The 14,296-nt window shown below is 75.0% G+C and carries 14 protein-coding genes; 7 read left to right on the top strand and 7 right to left on the bottom strand.

Annotation, left to right across the window (positions count from 1 at the left end; genetic code table 11):
* Window positions 1-8: 8 nt before the first annotated feature.
* The 3 genes from J2S44_RS29435 (at window position 9) to J2S44_RS29425 (ending at window position 2,710) form a co-directional block, all read left to right on the top strand.
* The gene (locus J2S44_RS29435) at window positions 9-1,163 is read left to right on the top strand and encodes an FAD-dependent monooxygenase (RefSeq protein ID WP_310420527.1); all 1,155 of its coding nucleotides are present in this window, start codon (window positions 9-11) and stop codon (window positions 1,161-1,163) included.
* Between the two features lie 62 nt (window positions 1,164-1,225).
* Complete coding sequence (locus J2S44_RS29430; protein WP_310420525.1) at window positions 1,226-2,011, top strand: SDR family oxidoreductase; 786 nt, start codon at window positions 1,226-1,228, stop codon at window positions 2,009-2,011.
* A 12-nt stretch (window positions 2,012-2,023) separates the two neighbouring features.
* Entirely contained in the window at window positions 2,024-2,710 is a 687-nt protein-coding gene (locus tag J2S44_RS29425) for an isochorismatase family protein (protein ID WP_310420523.1), read from the top strand.
* Between the two features lie 57 nt (window positions 2,711-2,767).
* Here J2S44_RS29425 and J2S44_RS29420 read toward each other — a convergent pair whose 3' ends face one another.
* From J2S44_RS29420 to J2S44_RS29410, 3 genes are all read right to left on the bottom strand, one after another.
* Entirely contained in the window at window positions 2,768-3,973 is a 1,206-nt protein-coding gene (locus tag J2S44_RS29420; protein ID WP_310420521.1) for a helix-turn-helix transcriptional regulator, read from the bottom strand.
* Window positions 3,974-4,157: 184 nt separating this feature from the next.
* Window positions 4,158-4,850 (bottom strand): Crp/Fnr family transcriptional regulator, encoded by a 693-nt coding sequence (locus tag J2S44_RS29415; RefSeq protein ID WP_310420519.1) that lies wholly within the window; start codon window positions 4,848-4,850, stop codon window positions 4,158-4,160.
* 21 nt (window positions 4,851-4,871) lie between these two features.
* Window positions 4,872-5,357, bottom strand: coding sequence for a Pycsar system effector family protein (locus J2S44_RS29410; protein WP_310420517.1), 486 nt, complete (start codon window positions 5,355-5,357; stop codon window positions 4,872-4,874).
* 155 nt (window positions 5,358-5,512) lie between these two features.
* Here J2S44_RS29410 and J2S44_RS29405 point away from each other — a divergent pair, with 155 nt between their 5' ends.
* Window positions 5,513-7,405, top strand: a complete 1,893-nt coding sequence (locus J2S44_RS29405) for a CATRA conflict system CASPASE/TPR repeat-associated protein (protein ID WP_310420515.1) — start codon at window positions 5,513-5,515, stop codon at window positions 7,403-7,405.
* 7 nt (window positions 7,406-7,412) lie between these two features.
* On the opposite strand, the gene J2S44_RS29400 is transcribed toward J2S44_RS29405, so the two are convergent.
* The gene (locus tag J2S44_RS29400) at window positions 7,413-8,177 is read right to left on the bottom strand and encodes a DUF2306 domain-containing protein (RefSeq protein ID WP_310420513.1); all 765 of its coding nucleotides are present in this window, start codon (window positions 8,175-8,177) and stop codon (window positions 7,413-7,415) included.
* Between the two features lie 78 nt (window positions 8,178-8,255).
* Between J2S44_RS29400 and J2S44_RS29395 the strand changes: the two genes are divergently transcribed.
* Window positions 8,256-8,912: a TetR/AcrR family transcriptional regulator gene (locus tag J2S44_RS29395; RefSeq protein WP_310420511.1), complete on the top strand. Its 657-nt coding sequence runs from the start codon at window positions 8,256-8,258 to the stop codon at window positions 8,910-8,912.
* A gap of 24 nt (window positions 8,913-8,936) precedes the next feature.
* Here J2S44_RS29395 and J2S44_RS29390 read toward each other — a convergent pair whose 3' ends face one another.
* Complete coding sequence (locus tag J2S44_RS29390; RefSeq protein WP_310420509.1) at window positions 8,937-10,478, bottom strand: phospholipase D family protein; 1,542 nt, start codon at window positions 10,476-10,478, stop codon at window positions 8,937-8,939.
* 125 nt (window positions 10,479-10,603) lie between these two features.
* Here J2S44_RS29390 and J2S44_RS29385 point away from each other — a divergent pair, with 125 nt between their 5' ends.
* Window positions 10,604-10,729: a hypothetical protein gene (locus tag J2S44_RS29385; protein WP_310420507.1), complete on the top strand. Its 126-nt coding sequence runs from the start codon at window positions 10,604-10,606 to the stop codon at window positions 10,727-10,729.
* A 76-nt stretch (window positions 10,730-10,805) separates the two neighbouring features.
* Here the strand turns inward: J2S44_RS29385 and J2S44_RS29380 are convergent, their stop codons facing one another.
* The gene (locus J2S44_RS29380) at window positions 10,806-11,267 is read right to left on the bottom strand and encodes a MarR family winged helix-turn-helix transcriptional regulator (protein ID WP_310420505.1); all 462 of its coding nucleotides are present in this window, start codon (window positions 11,265-11,267) and stop codon (window positions 10,806-10,808) included.
* A gap of 65 nt (window positions 11,268-11,332) precedes the next feature.
* On the opposite strand from J2S44_RS29380, the gene J2S44_RS29375 reads away from it, so the two are divergent.
* On the top strand, window positions 11,333-11,917 hold the full coding sequence (locus J2S44_RS29375; protein WP_310420503.1) for a DUF1684 domain-containing protein: 585 nt from the start codon (window positions 11,333-11,335) through the stop codon (window positions 11,915-11,917).
* A 6-nt stretch (window positions 11,918-11,923) separates the two neighbouring features.
* On the opposite strand, the gene J2S44_RS29370 is transcribed toward J2S44_RS29375, so the two are convergent.
* A complete protein-coding gene (locus J2S44_RS29370) occupies window positions 11,924-14,269 on the bottom strand; it encodes a putative bifunctional diguanylate cyclase/phosphodiesterase (protein ID WP_310420501.1) in 2,346 nt (781 codons plus the stop codon).
* Between the last annotated feature and the right edge of the window lie 27 nt (window positions 14,270-14,296).

Here is a 14,296-nt window from a genome sequence, read left to right as displayed (position 1 = left end):
GGGGAACCATGCACCAGCCACGCATCGCCGTGGTCGGCGCCGGGATCGGTGGGCTGGCCGCGGCCGCCGCGCTGGCCCGCGCCGGGCTGCGCTGCGACGTCTTCGACCGCCGCGACCATCCCGGCCTGTCCGGGCTCGGCCTCGGCATCCAGATCTCACCGAACGGCGCCCGCGTGCTGCGCGAGATCGGCGCGGTGCCGCACCCGGACAGCACGGTCCGGCCGGACGCGGTCGAGCTGCGCCGCTGGCGGGACAGCACGCTGATCGGCCGCACGCCGCTGGACGACGCGGAGAACCGGTACGGCGCGCCCTACCTCGCGCTCACCCGGGCGGAGCTGTCCGGCGCGCTGCTGTCCGCGGTGGACGCCGGCGGCGGCGCCGGACTGTTCCTCGGCCGTCGCTGCGTCGGCGCGTCGATCGGGCGGGACGGCGTGCGGCTGCGCTTCGCGGACGGCGACGAGTACCTCGCCGACGTGGTCATCGGCGCGGACGGCGTGCACTCCGCGCTGCGCGGCGTGCTCGGCGGCGACGGCGGGCTCGGTCCGCGCTTCTCCGGGCACGTGGCGTACCGGGCCGTGGTCCCGGCCGACGACCTGCCCGCGCATCTGGTCCGGCCGCACCGGGTGCGGGTCTGGCTCGGGCCGGGCCGGCACTGCGTCGCCTACCCGGTGCGCGGCGGCCGCATGGTCAACGTCGTGGCCACGGCGCCGGCCCGCTCACCCTCGGTCCCACCGGAACGCCTGATCACCGGGTACGCGGAGTGGTGCGCCTCGGTCCGCACGCTGCTCTCCGCGGCCGCGGGCCGGGGCCGGGTGTGGCCGCTCTACGCGGGCGCGCCGGTGCCGCGCCGGCACCGGCGCGGGCTGGTGCTGCTCGGCGACGCCGCGCACCCGACGCTGCCGTGGCTGGCGCAGGGCGCGTCGCAGGCGCTGGAGGACGCGGTCACGCTGGCCGGCTGCCTGAGCGGGCGGGCACCGCTGGAACGGTACGACACGGTGCGCGGCGCGCGTGCCCACCGGATCGCCACGGCGATCCGCGCGGCCGACGCCGAGCACCACCTGCCGGACGGCCTGCGGCAACGCCGCCGCGACCGGCGGCTGGCCACTCCCCCGGACCGCGACTGGCTCTACGGCTACGACGCCGCCTCCGGGGTGGCACCGTGACCGGCCCGGATCGCCGTGCCGACGGCGCACCCACCGGGCCGGCGTCGGCCACCACAAGGGCGATGGCGACAGCGTCGGAACCGGCGAGCGGGTGGCCCGCCGGGACCGCCTCCGAGGGTGGTTCCGGGCCGCTGGACGGGCGGGTCGCGCTGGTGACCGGCGCGGCCGGCGGCATCGGGTCGGCCGTGGTGCGGGCGCTGACCGCGGACGGCGCCACGGTGGTCGGCGCGGACCTGCACGGCGCCGGCCGCCACCGCCCGCTCGACGTCCGCGACCCCGCGGCCGTGGAGCGCCTGGTCGCCGGCGTGGAGGCGACGGTCGGCCCGATCGGCATCCTGGTCAACGTGGCCGGCGTGCTGCGCGCCGGCCCGGTGCTGGAGACCAGCGACGCGGACTGGGCCGAGGTGTTCGCGGTCAACGCGACCGGGGTCTTCCACGTGAGCCGCGCGGTCGCGCGCCGGATGGCGGCCCGCCGCACCGGCGTGATCGTCACCGTGGGCTCGAACGCGGCCGGCGTACCCCGCATGCACCTGGCCGCCTATGCGGCCGCGAAGGCCGCGGCCGCGCACTTCACCCGCTGTCTCGGACTCGAGCTGGCCGGGAACGGGGTGCGGTGCAACGTGGTCGCGCCCGGATCCACCGACACGGACATGCTGCGCGCGCTCGGGTCCGCGCCGGCCGCCGCGGTCGCCGGGTCGGCCGGCGCGTTCCGGACCGGCATCCCGCTCGGCCGGGTCGCGTCGCCGTCGGACGTCGCGGACGCGGTCGCCTACCTCGTGTCCGACCGCGCCCGGCACGTGACCATGCACGACCTCTACGTGGACGGCGGCGCCACGCTGCGCGCCTGAAAGGGAGTCACCATGCCGATCCCGGCGATCACGCCGTACCCGATGCCCCAGGATCTCGATCTTCCGGCCGGTGGGCCGTCCTGGCGGCCCGACCCGCGCCGCGCGGCGCTGCTGATCCACGACATGCAGCGGTTCTTCACCCGGTCGCTGCCGGCCGGCGCCTCACCCACCACCGCGCTGCTGACCAACATCGCACGGGTCCGGGACGCGGCCGGCGCGCACGGCATGCCGGTCTTCTTCAGCGCGCAGCCCGGCGGCGCGACGCGCACGGAACGCGGTCTGCTGCACGACCTGTGGGGCCCCGGCATGCGGGCCGTTCCGGAGGACCGGGACATCGAGCCGTCGCTCGCGCCGCGCCCCGGCGACGTGGTGATCCACAAGACCCGGTGGAGCGCGTTCCACGGCACCGGCCTGGCCGCGGCGCTGGCCTCGGCCGGGCGGGACCAGCTGATCGTCTGCGGCGTCTTCGCGCACCTGGGCTGCCTGTTCACGGCCGCGGACGCGTTCACCCGGGACGTCGCGCCGTTTCTGGTCGCGGACGCGGTCGCGGATTTCACGCCGGCCGAGCACCGGGCCGCGCTCACCTTCGCCGCGCGTCGCTTCGCCGTGGTGCTGCACACCGCCACGCTGCTCTCGGCGCTGTCGCCGGCCGTGCCCACGCGGCCGGGCCGGCACGCGGACCCGGGTCCGGAGACATGAGCGCCGCGACCCGGGGGCGGGATCGCGGCGTTCCTCGTGGTCGGAAGACCCAGCGGATCAGCGTGGGCCGTCGTCGCCGGAGATCAGCGCGGCCAGCTCGGCGCGGGAGGCGATGCCGAGCTTCCGGAAGATCTGGCGCAGGTGGTAGTTGACGGTGTGCGGGGACAGTTCGATCTTCGAGGCGATCGCCGCGTTGGTCAGCCCGGTCGCGACCAGCAGCGCGATCTCACGCTCCCGATCGCTCAACCCGGACACGGCCGGGCCGGGCGGCGGCGCCGGCCGGAACCGGTCGGCGGCGATCCGCGGGCGCTGCACCGGCGGCCGGGCAGGACCGCACCGCGCGGTGTCCCGGTGCAGGTCCGTCAGCACGGTACGCGGGCCGCCGGCCACCGGCTGCCGGGTCCGGAACCCGCCGGGGGCGCCCCGGTCGAGGCACGCGGCGTCGTCGTGCAGCGCCGCCCGTACCGGCCGGGGGATCGTCCTCGTCACCTCCGCGCGGACCAGGTCGTGCGCGAACGACAGCCGCTCGCCCCGGTCGGCCAGCAGCCCCGCGGTCAGCGCCTCGTCGACGGCCGGCAGCAGCGCCGCCACCGGGCCGCCGAGCAGGCCGGCCACCTCGCGCAGGTGGAACTCGTCGTCCAGGGTGGTCGCGACCTGCACCAGATGCCGCGCCACCGGCGTGAGCAGGCCGACCCGGTGACCGATCCGGTCCCGGACCGCCGTGGGGAGCCGCCGGTCGCGCAGCGTCGCGCGCCCGTCCGCCACCACGGCCAGGTGCTCGTCCCGCAGGCCGCGGGCCAGCTCGATCAGCGGTCCGGGCAGACCGCCCGCCACGGCGGCCAGCCCGCGCAACGCCGCGTCCGGCTCGGCGCCGAACAACGCCGCCAGCGCCGCGGCGGTCGCGTCCGGGCCGAGCGGGCCCAGCGGTACCCGCAGCACCCGCGCCAGGTCGAGCGGGTCCAGGCCGGGCAGCCGGGTGCCGGCCCGGCGGGCCAGGATCGGCAGCACCCGCGCGGTGCGGTAGGCGCCCGCGAGCGCCACGGCCACCACCGGGTCGGTCCACCGCGGATCGTCGATCAGCAGCGGCGCCGGGCCGTCACCGGCGGGCCGGGCCGCCGCGGACGCGAGCTGCCGGTCCAGCTCGGCCGGGTCGACCGGGCCGGCCGGCAGTCGCAGGACCGTGCGGCCGGCCGCGCGCGCACCGGCCCCGATCTCCTCCAGGAGCCGCGTCCGGCCTCCGCCGGGCGGGCTTTCGATCACCACTGTCGCCGGACCCTCCCCGCCCCGGCGCAGCAGAGCCGAGATCACGCGATGTTCGCGTTCTCGGCCGAACATTCCCGTCATCGTTCTCTCCCCCTCGTAACGGTCACACGTGAGGTGCGTGTACCTCTGATCGTGCGGCCGGACGCCGGGAGCAACCATGTAGAAATAGGGGGTCCGGGAGAATTCAGACGTTCGTCATCGCGCGCAGGGCCGGAAGGTCGCAGACCACCAGCCGGCGGTACCCGGTCTCGATCAGCCCTTTTCCGCGCAGTTCCTGCATCGCCTTCTGCACCGTGGCCTGCGCGATGCCGATCATCGTGGCCAGTTCGGGCTGGCTGAGCGTCACGCCGATCTCGACGCTGCCGTCCGGCCGGGACCGCCCGCAGCCGTCCGCGATCTCGATCAGCACGCGGGCCAGCCGGATGTGCGCCGGGTAGGCCCCGAAGTCGGTCCGGCGCCGGTTCGCGAACTGCAACTGCCCCACGACGGACGCGGTGACCAGGCGCATCGCGTCCGGCCGGCGGCGCAGGAACCCCTCGAACGCCGGCCCGGACAGCACCACGGAGATCACCCGGCCGCACGTGGTCACGGTCGCGTTGCGTGGCGCGCCGGTCAGCACCGCGGTCTCGCCGAGCAGCTCGCCGGGCATGCGCACGGACAGCAGCGTGTCCGCGTCACCGGCCAGTGTGGTCACCTTGACGAAGCCGAGCAGCAGCAGCTCCACGTGGGTGCCGCGGTCGCCCTGCCGGATGAGCACGTGACCCGCCTCGAACCGGCGCCGCACGCCGAGCGCGAGCAGCTCCGTGACCAGCTCCGGGGCCAGCTGGGCGAGAAACGTGCCGGGACCCCACTCCGGGTACGGGTAGTCATGGTCCACGGATCCTCCGGCGGGCGCTCTCTAGAGGAGTGTCACGGCCGCGGCCCCGACGCTCATCGCGGAAACGGTCAGGCTGAGGGAGATCTGCAAGAGCCGGTGTTTGCGCCAGTTGATCCGGCTCAGTGTAACCAACTGCCGGGTGACCATGGCGATCTCGTCCTCCTTGCTCAGCCCCTCGATCCGCTCCGCCAGCGACGGCGGCGCCCACTCCCGCAGGTGACCGAAGTAGACGATGTCCCCGGTGGACACCGTCTGGTTCCTCGGTCGCAGCACCGGCACCACCACCGCGGCCGCCGTGCCCATCGCGGCCACCACGAGCGCCAGCGCCGGCCCGATGATCCAGCCGCCGTGGTCGGCCTGCAGCGCCGTGACGCCGAGGACGAACGCACCGCCCTGGTGCGCCAGCAGAATTCCGGCCTTCGCGTCCGCGCGGGCCGCCATCGACTCCAGCCCGGCGTGCAGCCGCCAGGTGAACGCCACCTCCGGTGGCTCCATCGTCCGTGTCATGCTTCCGATCCTGCGTCCGGGTCGCGTTCCGGACCTGCTAAAAATCCGTGTTCGGGTACGATCCGTAGCCCTTCGGTGACTCATCTCGCATGCGGCCGCTCCCGCTACCCGTTCGGGTAGGCCCTTCCGGCCGCGCCGCTGCCTAGAGTGGGTCCGTGACCTCACTGGTCCTGCATGCGTTCGCGCCGCTCGACGGCCCGGCCGCGCCGCACGCCCGGCACCAGATCCAGCTGCTCTGGGCCGCCTGCGGTGACGTGCTCGGCATGGACGCGCGGGTGCCCGGCTCCCGGCTGCGGATCATGCCGAGCGACTGGCGGGGCGGCCCACGCGTCGCCGCGATCGCCGCCCGGGAACGGCCCGGCGGCCCCCCACCCGGGCCGCCGGTGCCCGGTGACGACCCGCACTCGGCCGGGTGGGCGTCCGGCGGCGGATTCCGCGCGATCCTGCGCCGCGACCGGGACGTGCTGGTCCTCTCCGCGGTCCTGACCGGCGCCGGTGACACCGGCTGGGTGGAGCTGGACCGCTGGCTGGACGACGCCTCGGCCGGTGGCGTCGACGCGCTGATCGGCACCGCCCGCGTCTACCGGGCGTCCTCGGCGAACCCGGCCCGCCCGCCGGACCGGGCCGCGCTGCCCCAGTTCGCCACGCATGCCGGCTGGCAGGACGACCGCATCCGGTTCGGCGACCGGGCGTGCGGCTGGGAGCTGTCGCCCCGCCAGGACACCCGCCGCGAGCGCCGGCTGGTCGTCACCGGGCCGGAGCCGAGCCTGTCCGCGCTCACCTGGGGTTCCGGCGAGGACGAGCTGCCGCCGCTGGCCCGCTACCTGCGACATGCCGGCGTGCTGCGCTACCTCTACCGGATCTGGACCGGGGACCAGCGCCGGATCGGCGCGATGCGCGAGCCCGGCGTCGACCGGAGCCGGCTGGCGGTCGAGGCCGCGCGGCTGAGCGGGATGTTCGGCACCGCCACCGGCGCGCTGCGGGAGCTCTCCGCGGCCGCGGCGGCGGCCCGGTCGCGCGGCGACGGCGGGCTGGACCTGGTCACCGACGACCGCCGGTTCGGCCACTGGCTGACCCGGCAGCTGGACGACGCGTCGACCGCGCTGGAGAACCTGCGGCGCACACCCGCGGGTCCGACGTCGGCTTCGGCCGGCGCTCCCGGCGCCGGCCCGGTCCACCACCGGCCGCCGGCGTCCCGCGAGGCACCGCCGGCCGGCCACCGAGCGACCGCACCGGGCCCGGCGCCCGGCACCGCACCGCCGGCCGGCTCACCCACCGCACCCGGCACCACCTCGGCCGCCGGCCGGTCCGACCCGGCCACGACCGACCCGGCCTCGACCGACCCGGCCTCGACCACCGGCCGGTCCGGTACGGCCCCGGCGGGCCCGCCGCCCGGGGAGGCGCCGCCGGTCGGCTCGTCCGCCGGTCCCTGGACGGGCGTGCCGGACCCGGCGGCCGAGCCGCCGCACCCGTCCCGGCCGGGGTCGCCGCAGCACGCGCTGCGGATGCTGTTCACGGTCGACGCGGTCGGCTACAGCACGAACGACGCCGACGGGCGCGACCTCGTGCAGCGCCGCATCCTGCACGTGGTCACCGAGGCCCTGGCCGAGATGCATCTCGCGCTGACCGACACGGACCGCCAGGTCGCCGGCGACGGCCTCAGCGTGATCCTGCCCGCCAACATCGACCTGCCGCGCGCGCTGGCCCAGCTGCTGCACGGCACCGCCGTCGCGCTCCGGGCCGAACGCGGCCGGTACGCGGCACCGCTGCGGCTGCGGATGGGCGTCTCGATCGGCAAGGTGCGCCCGGCCGTGCTCGGCTACTCCGACTTCACCATCATCGAGACGAACCGGCTGGTCGACAGCGCCGCGCTGCGCACCGTGCTGGACGCGGACCCGGCCCTGCTGCTGGCCGCGTTGATCTCCGACCGGCTCTACCCGTTCACGGTGGCCGAGGGCCACGCGCGCCTGGCGCCGACCGACTTCGCCGAGACGCCCGTGATGATCAAGTCGTACAAGGCGCGCGCCTGGCTCTGGACGCCGAGGTAGCCGCTCGCTACGCCGCGGCCTCGGCCGGCAGCACCACGCGGCGGGGCGTCGGCGGCGGCGAGAGGTGGAGACCGGGCAGGTTGCGGCGCCGGATCATCAGTTCGGCCACGACGACGTTGGGCATCCAGCAGAGGAACGGGACCGCGGCGTACGCGATGCCGGTGATCTCGTCCACGCTGATCTCCGCGGCCCGGCCCATCAGCAGCTGCACGCCGATCAGCAGCCCGAACCACAGCCGGAGCGTGGGCGCGGCGAAGGTGAGCGCGAAGCTGCGGATCATCCACGCCTGGTGGCTGGCGACGTCCCGGGCCCGGATCGCGCGATATCCGCGCCACGTCGTCCATCCCCAGAGGACCGCGAGCGTGCCGAAGCCGAACAGCCCGACGAACGCGGCGGAGCTGTAGAACGCCATCACCAGCCCGGACGGCGCGGCGAACGCGATGGCCGCCACGTAGGTGCGGCCGGCCCACCGGTGCGCGACGGGAAGGCGCCGCCGGATCGCCCTGACGAACTGGAACGGCCCGACCGCCAGCGCCAGCCCGGCCGAGACGATGTGGACGTAGAACACGATCCGGACCCAGAACGGCTGCGGCGCGTAGGTCGTCGCGAGGCCGACCTCCTCGGCGGCGAGCTCGTCCAGCGTTCCGGTCATGTACTGACCGACGAAGTATCCGGTGACCGCGAGCGACGCCAGCGTCACGAGCGTCCAGCTGACACGCCCGCCGCGCCGTCGCCGGGGTGCGGGCGGCCGGGAGACAACCGATGGCGTCACGGGTGACCAACTTTCATTACCGTGGATCTGGACAGTGTGAGTATTGGGGTCGGCTCCCGCATGTGTCAAGATCTCTCAATGGCCGAGAAGCGGACCACCTATCACCACGGCGATCTCCGTGCGGCCCTGATCGCGGCCGGGATCGAGCTCGCCCGGCAGGGCGGCCCGCAGGCGGTGGTGCTGCGTGCGGTGGCCCGGATCGTCGGCGTGGCGCCGAACTCCGCGTACGGCCACTTCCCCACGCTGGCCGCGCTGAAGTCGGCGGTCGCGCAGCGCGCGCAGACCGAGATGGGCGCGGCGATGGCCGCCCACCTGGACGCGGTGGAGGACGCCGCACCGGCCGATCCGCGGCAGGCGGCGACGGCGTACCTGCGCGAGGTCGGCCGGTCCTATGTGCACTTCGCGATCGACGAGCCGGGCCTGTTCCGCACCGCGATGGGCGGCAGCCCGGCCGGTCTCCGGGTGCCCGGCGGCACGCCAGGTGCCGACGACGGTCCCGAGCCGGACACGCTGCTGCTGCGCGCGCTCACCCGGCTGACCGACGCGGGGTGCCTGCGCCCGGCGGACCGGAGCCGGGCGGTGACCGCCAGCTGGGCCACCGTGCACGGGCTGTCGACGCTCTTCCTGGACCTGCTCGCCCCGGTCCCGGCCGCGGAGCGGGAGGCCGCCATCGACGACGCGCTCGACGTCCTCGTCGCCGGCCTCACCGCGCGCGGCGCCGGCCCGGTCGGTTGACCGCGGCCGTACCCCGCCCGGCGGTCACCAGGTGTTCGCCCGGCGGGCCCGCAGCGGGCGGCCGTCCGGGTCGTAGACCAGGCGGTACGCCGGGAGCGCCCACGCCTTGGTGAGCGGTCCGAGCCGCTCCGGCGTGTGCGGGCGCAACCGGCCCGGCGGGCGCGGCCCGACCCGGCCGCCGGCGTGCCAGTCGTCGAGGCGCTGCGCCGCCTCGGTGATCACCTTGATCGCGGAGGCCGGGTCGATCAGGTCGGCGTCGTCACCGTCGGCCCGGTCGAGGTGCTCGCGCCACAGCGTGAGCCGCAGGTCACGGGCGAACGTGCCGCCGGGGTCGAGCACCGCGCAGGAGAGCTCACTGTCGTGGGTCCAGGAGCGGCGGTTGAAGTTGTCGCTGCCGATGCTGGCCCACGTGTCGTCGGTGACGCAGACCTTGGCGTGTACGTAGACCGGGTTGCCGGCGTGGTTCTCGACGTCGAACACGTGCACGCGGTCGCCGGCGGCCCGCTTGCAGACCGAGATCGCCTCGGCCCGGCCCACCAGGTTGGGCGGGAGCGCGAACGCGCCGTCCACGTCCGGGTGCCGCGGGACGACCGCGACCAGGTGCAGGTCGGGGTTGTCCCGGAGCGCGTCCGCGAAGAGCGTGGCGACCTCGGCCGACCAGAGGTACTGGTCCTCCAGGTAGATCAGGTGCCGGGCGCGGCGGATCGCCTTGGTGTAGCCGCGCGCGATCGTCCGCTCGCCGTCCGGCGCGAACGGGTAACCCCGGTCGAGCGACAGGTCGGGATAGGTGCGGAGCACCTGGACCGCGTGCGGGCCGCACTCCGGCGGGTCCGGCAGCGGGTCCGGCAGCGTGTCCGCGTGCAGGTCGGCGCCGGCGGTCAGGTCGCGCAGCCAGGCCAGCGGGCTGCGCGAGTCGAGCGGGTGCGGGTCGGTCCAGCGCTCGCGGAACGTCAGGTCGAGCGCGCCGACCACCGGCCCGCGCAGCATCACCTGCACGTCGTGCCAGGGCGGATGCTCGCCGTAGCGCGGCGACATCCGTACCGCCTGCGGGTCTCCGTCGTGCGCGGCCGTGTCCCGGCGGCTGTGGCAGAGGTCGATGCCGCCGGCGAACGCGACGTCCCGCTCCGGCGCGCCCGGATGGCGGATCACCACCAGCTTCTGGTGGTGCGAGCCGCCGCGCCGGACCCGCTGGTCCAGCAGCACCTCCCCGCCCGCGTCCGCGACCGACTCGCCGAGGTGCCGGTTCTCCTCCTCGGAGTACTGCAGCTTGTCCAGGTGGGAGCGCCACATCAGCCCCTTGACGATCACCCCGCGCCGGGCCGCGGCCGAGAACAGCTCCGCGACGGTCGGCCCGGCCGGCCGGAGACGCTCGTCCGGGTCGCCGCGCCAGTCCGTGAAGAAGAGGTGGTCGCCCGCTTCCAGCGCCTCCACCTCCGTTACGAGGTGATCGAAGTATGAATCTCCGTGAACAAGCGGTTCTGCGAGGTTGCCGGTGGTCCAGGTGGGTATAGCGCTGGACGGGTTGCCTCGTTCCCGTGCGGTGAGAAACCACTCCTCGACGTCCACGCGGCTACCTCCGAGATCGACGACGTCTCGGTAATCCCCCGCCACCCCCTGGCACGAAACCAGGATCACCGCCCACCGGCCGCGGCCTACCGTGAGGGACGCAGCCGGGTCCTGAAGGAGAGACCATGACCACCGAAGCCGCCACCACCGACACCACCACCCCCGAGGTCGACTCCGAGCGCCCGCTGCTCATCGCGATGGCACTCATGGTGTCGCTGGGCACCGCCGCGATGTACCTGATCGTCGGCTGACCGACTTGCGCACACCAGGCGAGAGCGCGCCGCACCCGGGCCGACCCGCTCGGCACCCCCGGTGCGGCGACCTCGTCTATCCCGCGTCCCGCAGCCTCGCCTGGAGCCGGGTGAAGACGCGGGCCAGCACCTCGGTCTCGGTCTCGTCGAGGTCGTCGACCAGGTAACGCCGCACCGCGGTCAGATGTCCGGCCGCCGCGGTCCGCAGCGCGGACAGCCCCTCCTCGGTGAGCACCGCCTCGCTCCCCCGGCGATCGTCCGGGCACGGCTGCCGCCGCACCAGCCCGCGCTTCTCCATCGCCGAGATCTGGTAGGTCAGCCGGCTCGGCGAGAAGACCAGCCGGCTGGCGATCTCCCCCATCCGCAGCCGCCGCTCCGGCGCCTCGCTGAGCAGCACCAGGACGTGATAGTCGGCCATGCTCAGCCCGGTGTCCGCCCGCAGCTCGTCGTCGAGCCGGGTCTGCAGGTGCCAGCTGCCGTCGATCACCGCACGCCAGGCGCGCAGCTCGACGGCGTTCAGCGGAAGCGTCTCGCTCACCCGGCCAGGGTAACTCTTTAAAATCTGAACAACCAATACCCCGATCCGGGGGTACGGTGGTGATCATGGACCTGCTGGACCTGGCCGACTGGCGAGAGCGCGTCGCCGCGATGCACCTCTCCGACCTCGACCTCGCCGGGTTCCGGGCCGCCCGCGACGACCTCTTCCGGACCCACCCGCAGTCACCGATCGCGGACCGGGCGTCGTTCACCGGCCTGCGGTACTTCCCGGCGGACCCGTCGTTCGTCGCCGACTGCCCGGTCCGGCCCGCCGCGTCCGGCGACCCCCTGGAGATCGACACCGGCGGCGCGGACGGGATCATCACGTACCGCCGGATCGGGATCGCCGCGACGCCGTGGGGCGACCTGACGCTGTTCTGGATCTCCGCGTACGGCGGTGGGATCTTCCTCCCGTTCCGGGACGCGACGGCGCCGGACGAGACCTACGGCGCCGGCCGGTACCTGACCGACACGGTGAAGGGCACCTTCGGCCGCGGCCTCACGCTGCTCGACGCCGCCACCGTTCGCCTGGACTTCAACTATGCGTACAACCCGTCGTGCGTTTACGACGACCGCTGGGCGTGCCCGCTGGCACCGCCGGAGAACCGGCTGACGGCCGCGATCCGGGCCGGCGAGCTCAACTACCACTGATCGCTCTCAGCCGGACGGGACCGACGTGGCCCGTGGGGACGACATGAGCCGGCCGGTGAAGTCGTCCGCCGTCAGCGGCGGCGCGAAGTGGTAGCCCTGCGCCGACAGGTATCCCATGTCGCGCAACGCCGCCGCCTGCGCGGCCGTCTCCACGCCCGCCGCCGACGCCGTCAACCGCAGCCCCGCCGCGATCCGCACCATCGCCGCCGAGATGACCACCTCCTGCGACGAGGCCCCGCCGTCGATGTTGCGGACGAACGCCTTGTCGATCTTCAACCCCTGCACCGGCGCCCGGCGCAGCAGATCCAGCGACGACGCCCCCGCCCCGAAGTCGTCCAGCGTCACCCGGATCCCGCACCGCCGCAGTTCCCCCACCATCGCGATGGCCGACCCACCGCCCAGCGCGGTCGCCTCGGTGATCTCCACCGACAGCGCGGCCGGGGGCAGCGCCGCCGCGTGCAGCAGCTCGGTCACCCGGGACGCGAAGCCGGTCTCCCGCAGCTGCCGGTCCGAGACGTTGATGCCGATCACCGGCGCGTCGTCGCCGCACAGCGCACGCCAGCGGACCGCCTGGGCGCAGGCCGCGCGCAGCACCCAGTCGCCGAGCGGCACGATCAGCCCGGTGCGTTCCGCGGTGGCCAGGAACTCCTCGGGGCTGATCAGGCCGCGAGCCGGGTGCCGCCAGCGGACCAGCGCCTCGGCACCGGTCCAGCGACCGTCCGCGAGCCGCACGATGGGCTGGTAGAGCAGGTCGAACTGGGCGGAGTCGATGGCCTGCTGCAGGTCGGCGGCGAGCCGCGCGTCCGCGGCCTGGTGCGCGTCCAGGTCGGGGCTGTAGTGCGCGTAGCGGCCCTTGCCGGCCGCCTTCGCCGCGTACATCGCCACGTCCGCGCGGCGCAGCAGCTCGTCGGGGGTGTCGCCGACGCCGGCCTGGGCCAGGCCCACGCTGGCGCGGACCAGCAGGTCGTGGCCGTGCGCGGAGATCGGCTCGCCGAGGACCTCGGCGACCCGGTTCATCACCGTGGTCGCGGTCCCCGGCGTGGCGTGTTCCAGGATCATCGCGAACTCGTCGCCGCCGAGCCGGGCGACCGTGTCACCGGACCGGACGCAGCGTTGCAGGCGTTCCGCGACCACGGCCAGCAGCGCGTCGCCGACCGCGTGCCCGAGGCGGTCGTTGACGCCCTTGAAGTCGTCCAGGTCGATCAGCGCGACGTGCAGCACCCGGTCGCCGGTCAGGTCGCCCATCGCCTCCCGGGAGCGGCGTTCGAACAGCGCGCGGTTCGCCAGGCCGGTGAGCACGTCGTGGGTGGCCTGGGTGGTCAGTTCGTCCTGCACCCGGCGCAGTTCCTGGAGGCTGGCGTCGACCCGGGCGAGCAGGCGGCCGTTCTCGGCCAGCGCGAGCAGCTGCCGGGCGATCACGATGCCGGTCAGCACCATGGCGACCACCGCGATCACGCCGGCGACCGGGTCACCCCAGCTGACCGCGACGAGCAGGACGCCGGTGGCGCCGACCGCAATGTACGGCACGGTGCTGAACGACTCGCGCCGGACCCGCTCCGGGCCGGGCAGGCCGGCGGCACGCCGCTGCCGGTCGGCCGCGAGGACCACCAGCAGGTACATGACCGGGAGCGCGAGCTGCACCGGGTTCAGGTCGGCGCGGCCGGCCAGCGCCGGGTGGAGCACGCCGGTCGCGAGCCCACCGACGAACGCGGCGCCGAGCAGGTGCATCGCGGTCCGGTCGACGCCGTCCACGCCGCCGACCGCGAGCTTGGCGAACGCGACCAGCGCGGTCACCCCGATCGCGCCGAGCACCAGCACGAACGTGAGCCCGGTGGCCGAGAGCGGGCCGTCGTCCGCGTGCCGCAGCACGCCGTACCAGAGGAAGAGACCGGTGGCCAGCAGCACGATCGACATGTCCATCGCGAAGCGCAGCCCGGCCCGGCGGGCGCGTTCGATCGGCAGGCCGAGCAGCGCCCACAGCGTGAGCATCCCGCCGACCAGGTGGAGCGAGACGGTGAGTGGGCCGATCGGCGGCGGGCGCTGCGGTGCGGTCAGCCAGTCCGAGGCGTGACTGGCCGCCGCGATGCCGCCCAGCACGGACGCCAGCCCGAACCGCTGCCAGAACCGCTGCGCCGTGGGGCCCTGTCCGTCCGCGCCGGCGGCCTGCCAGGCCGCGGCCGCGCCGAGCAGCGGCAGCACCGGCGTGGTCAGCCAGCCGACGAACTCGGGCGTGAACGGGTGCGCCAGCGTGACCGCGAACCAGGTGACGGACCAGAGCGCGATCAGCGTGGCCGCGACGAGCAGTGGAGACGGCCGCAGCCTCGGCACACCGGCCGCCCCGCCCCGGTCCATCGCGGCCTCCTCGAAAGTCCCTCGTCT

The organism is Catenuloplanes niger (genome assembly GCF_031458255.1).
In the GTDB taxonomy this organism is placed as follows: Bacteria; Actinomycetota; Actinomycetes; order Mycobacteriales; family Micromonosporaceae; genus Catenuloplanes; species Catenuloplanes niger.
The sequence above is the reverse complement of the archived record's forward strand: the minus strand, read 5'-3'. Positions and strand labels throughout refer to the sequence as shown.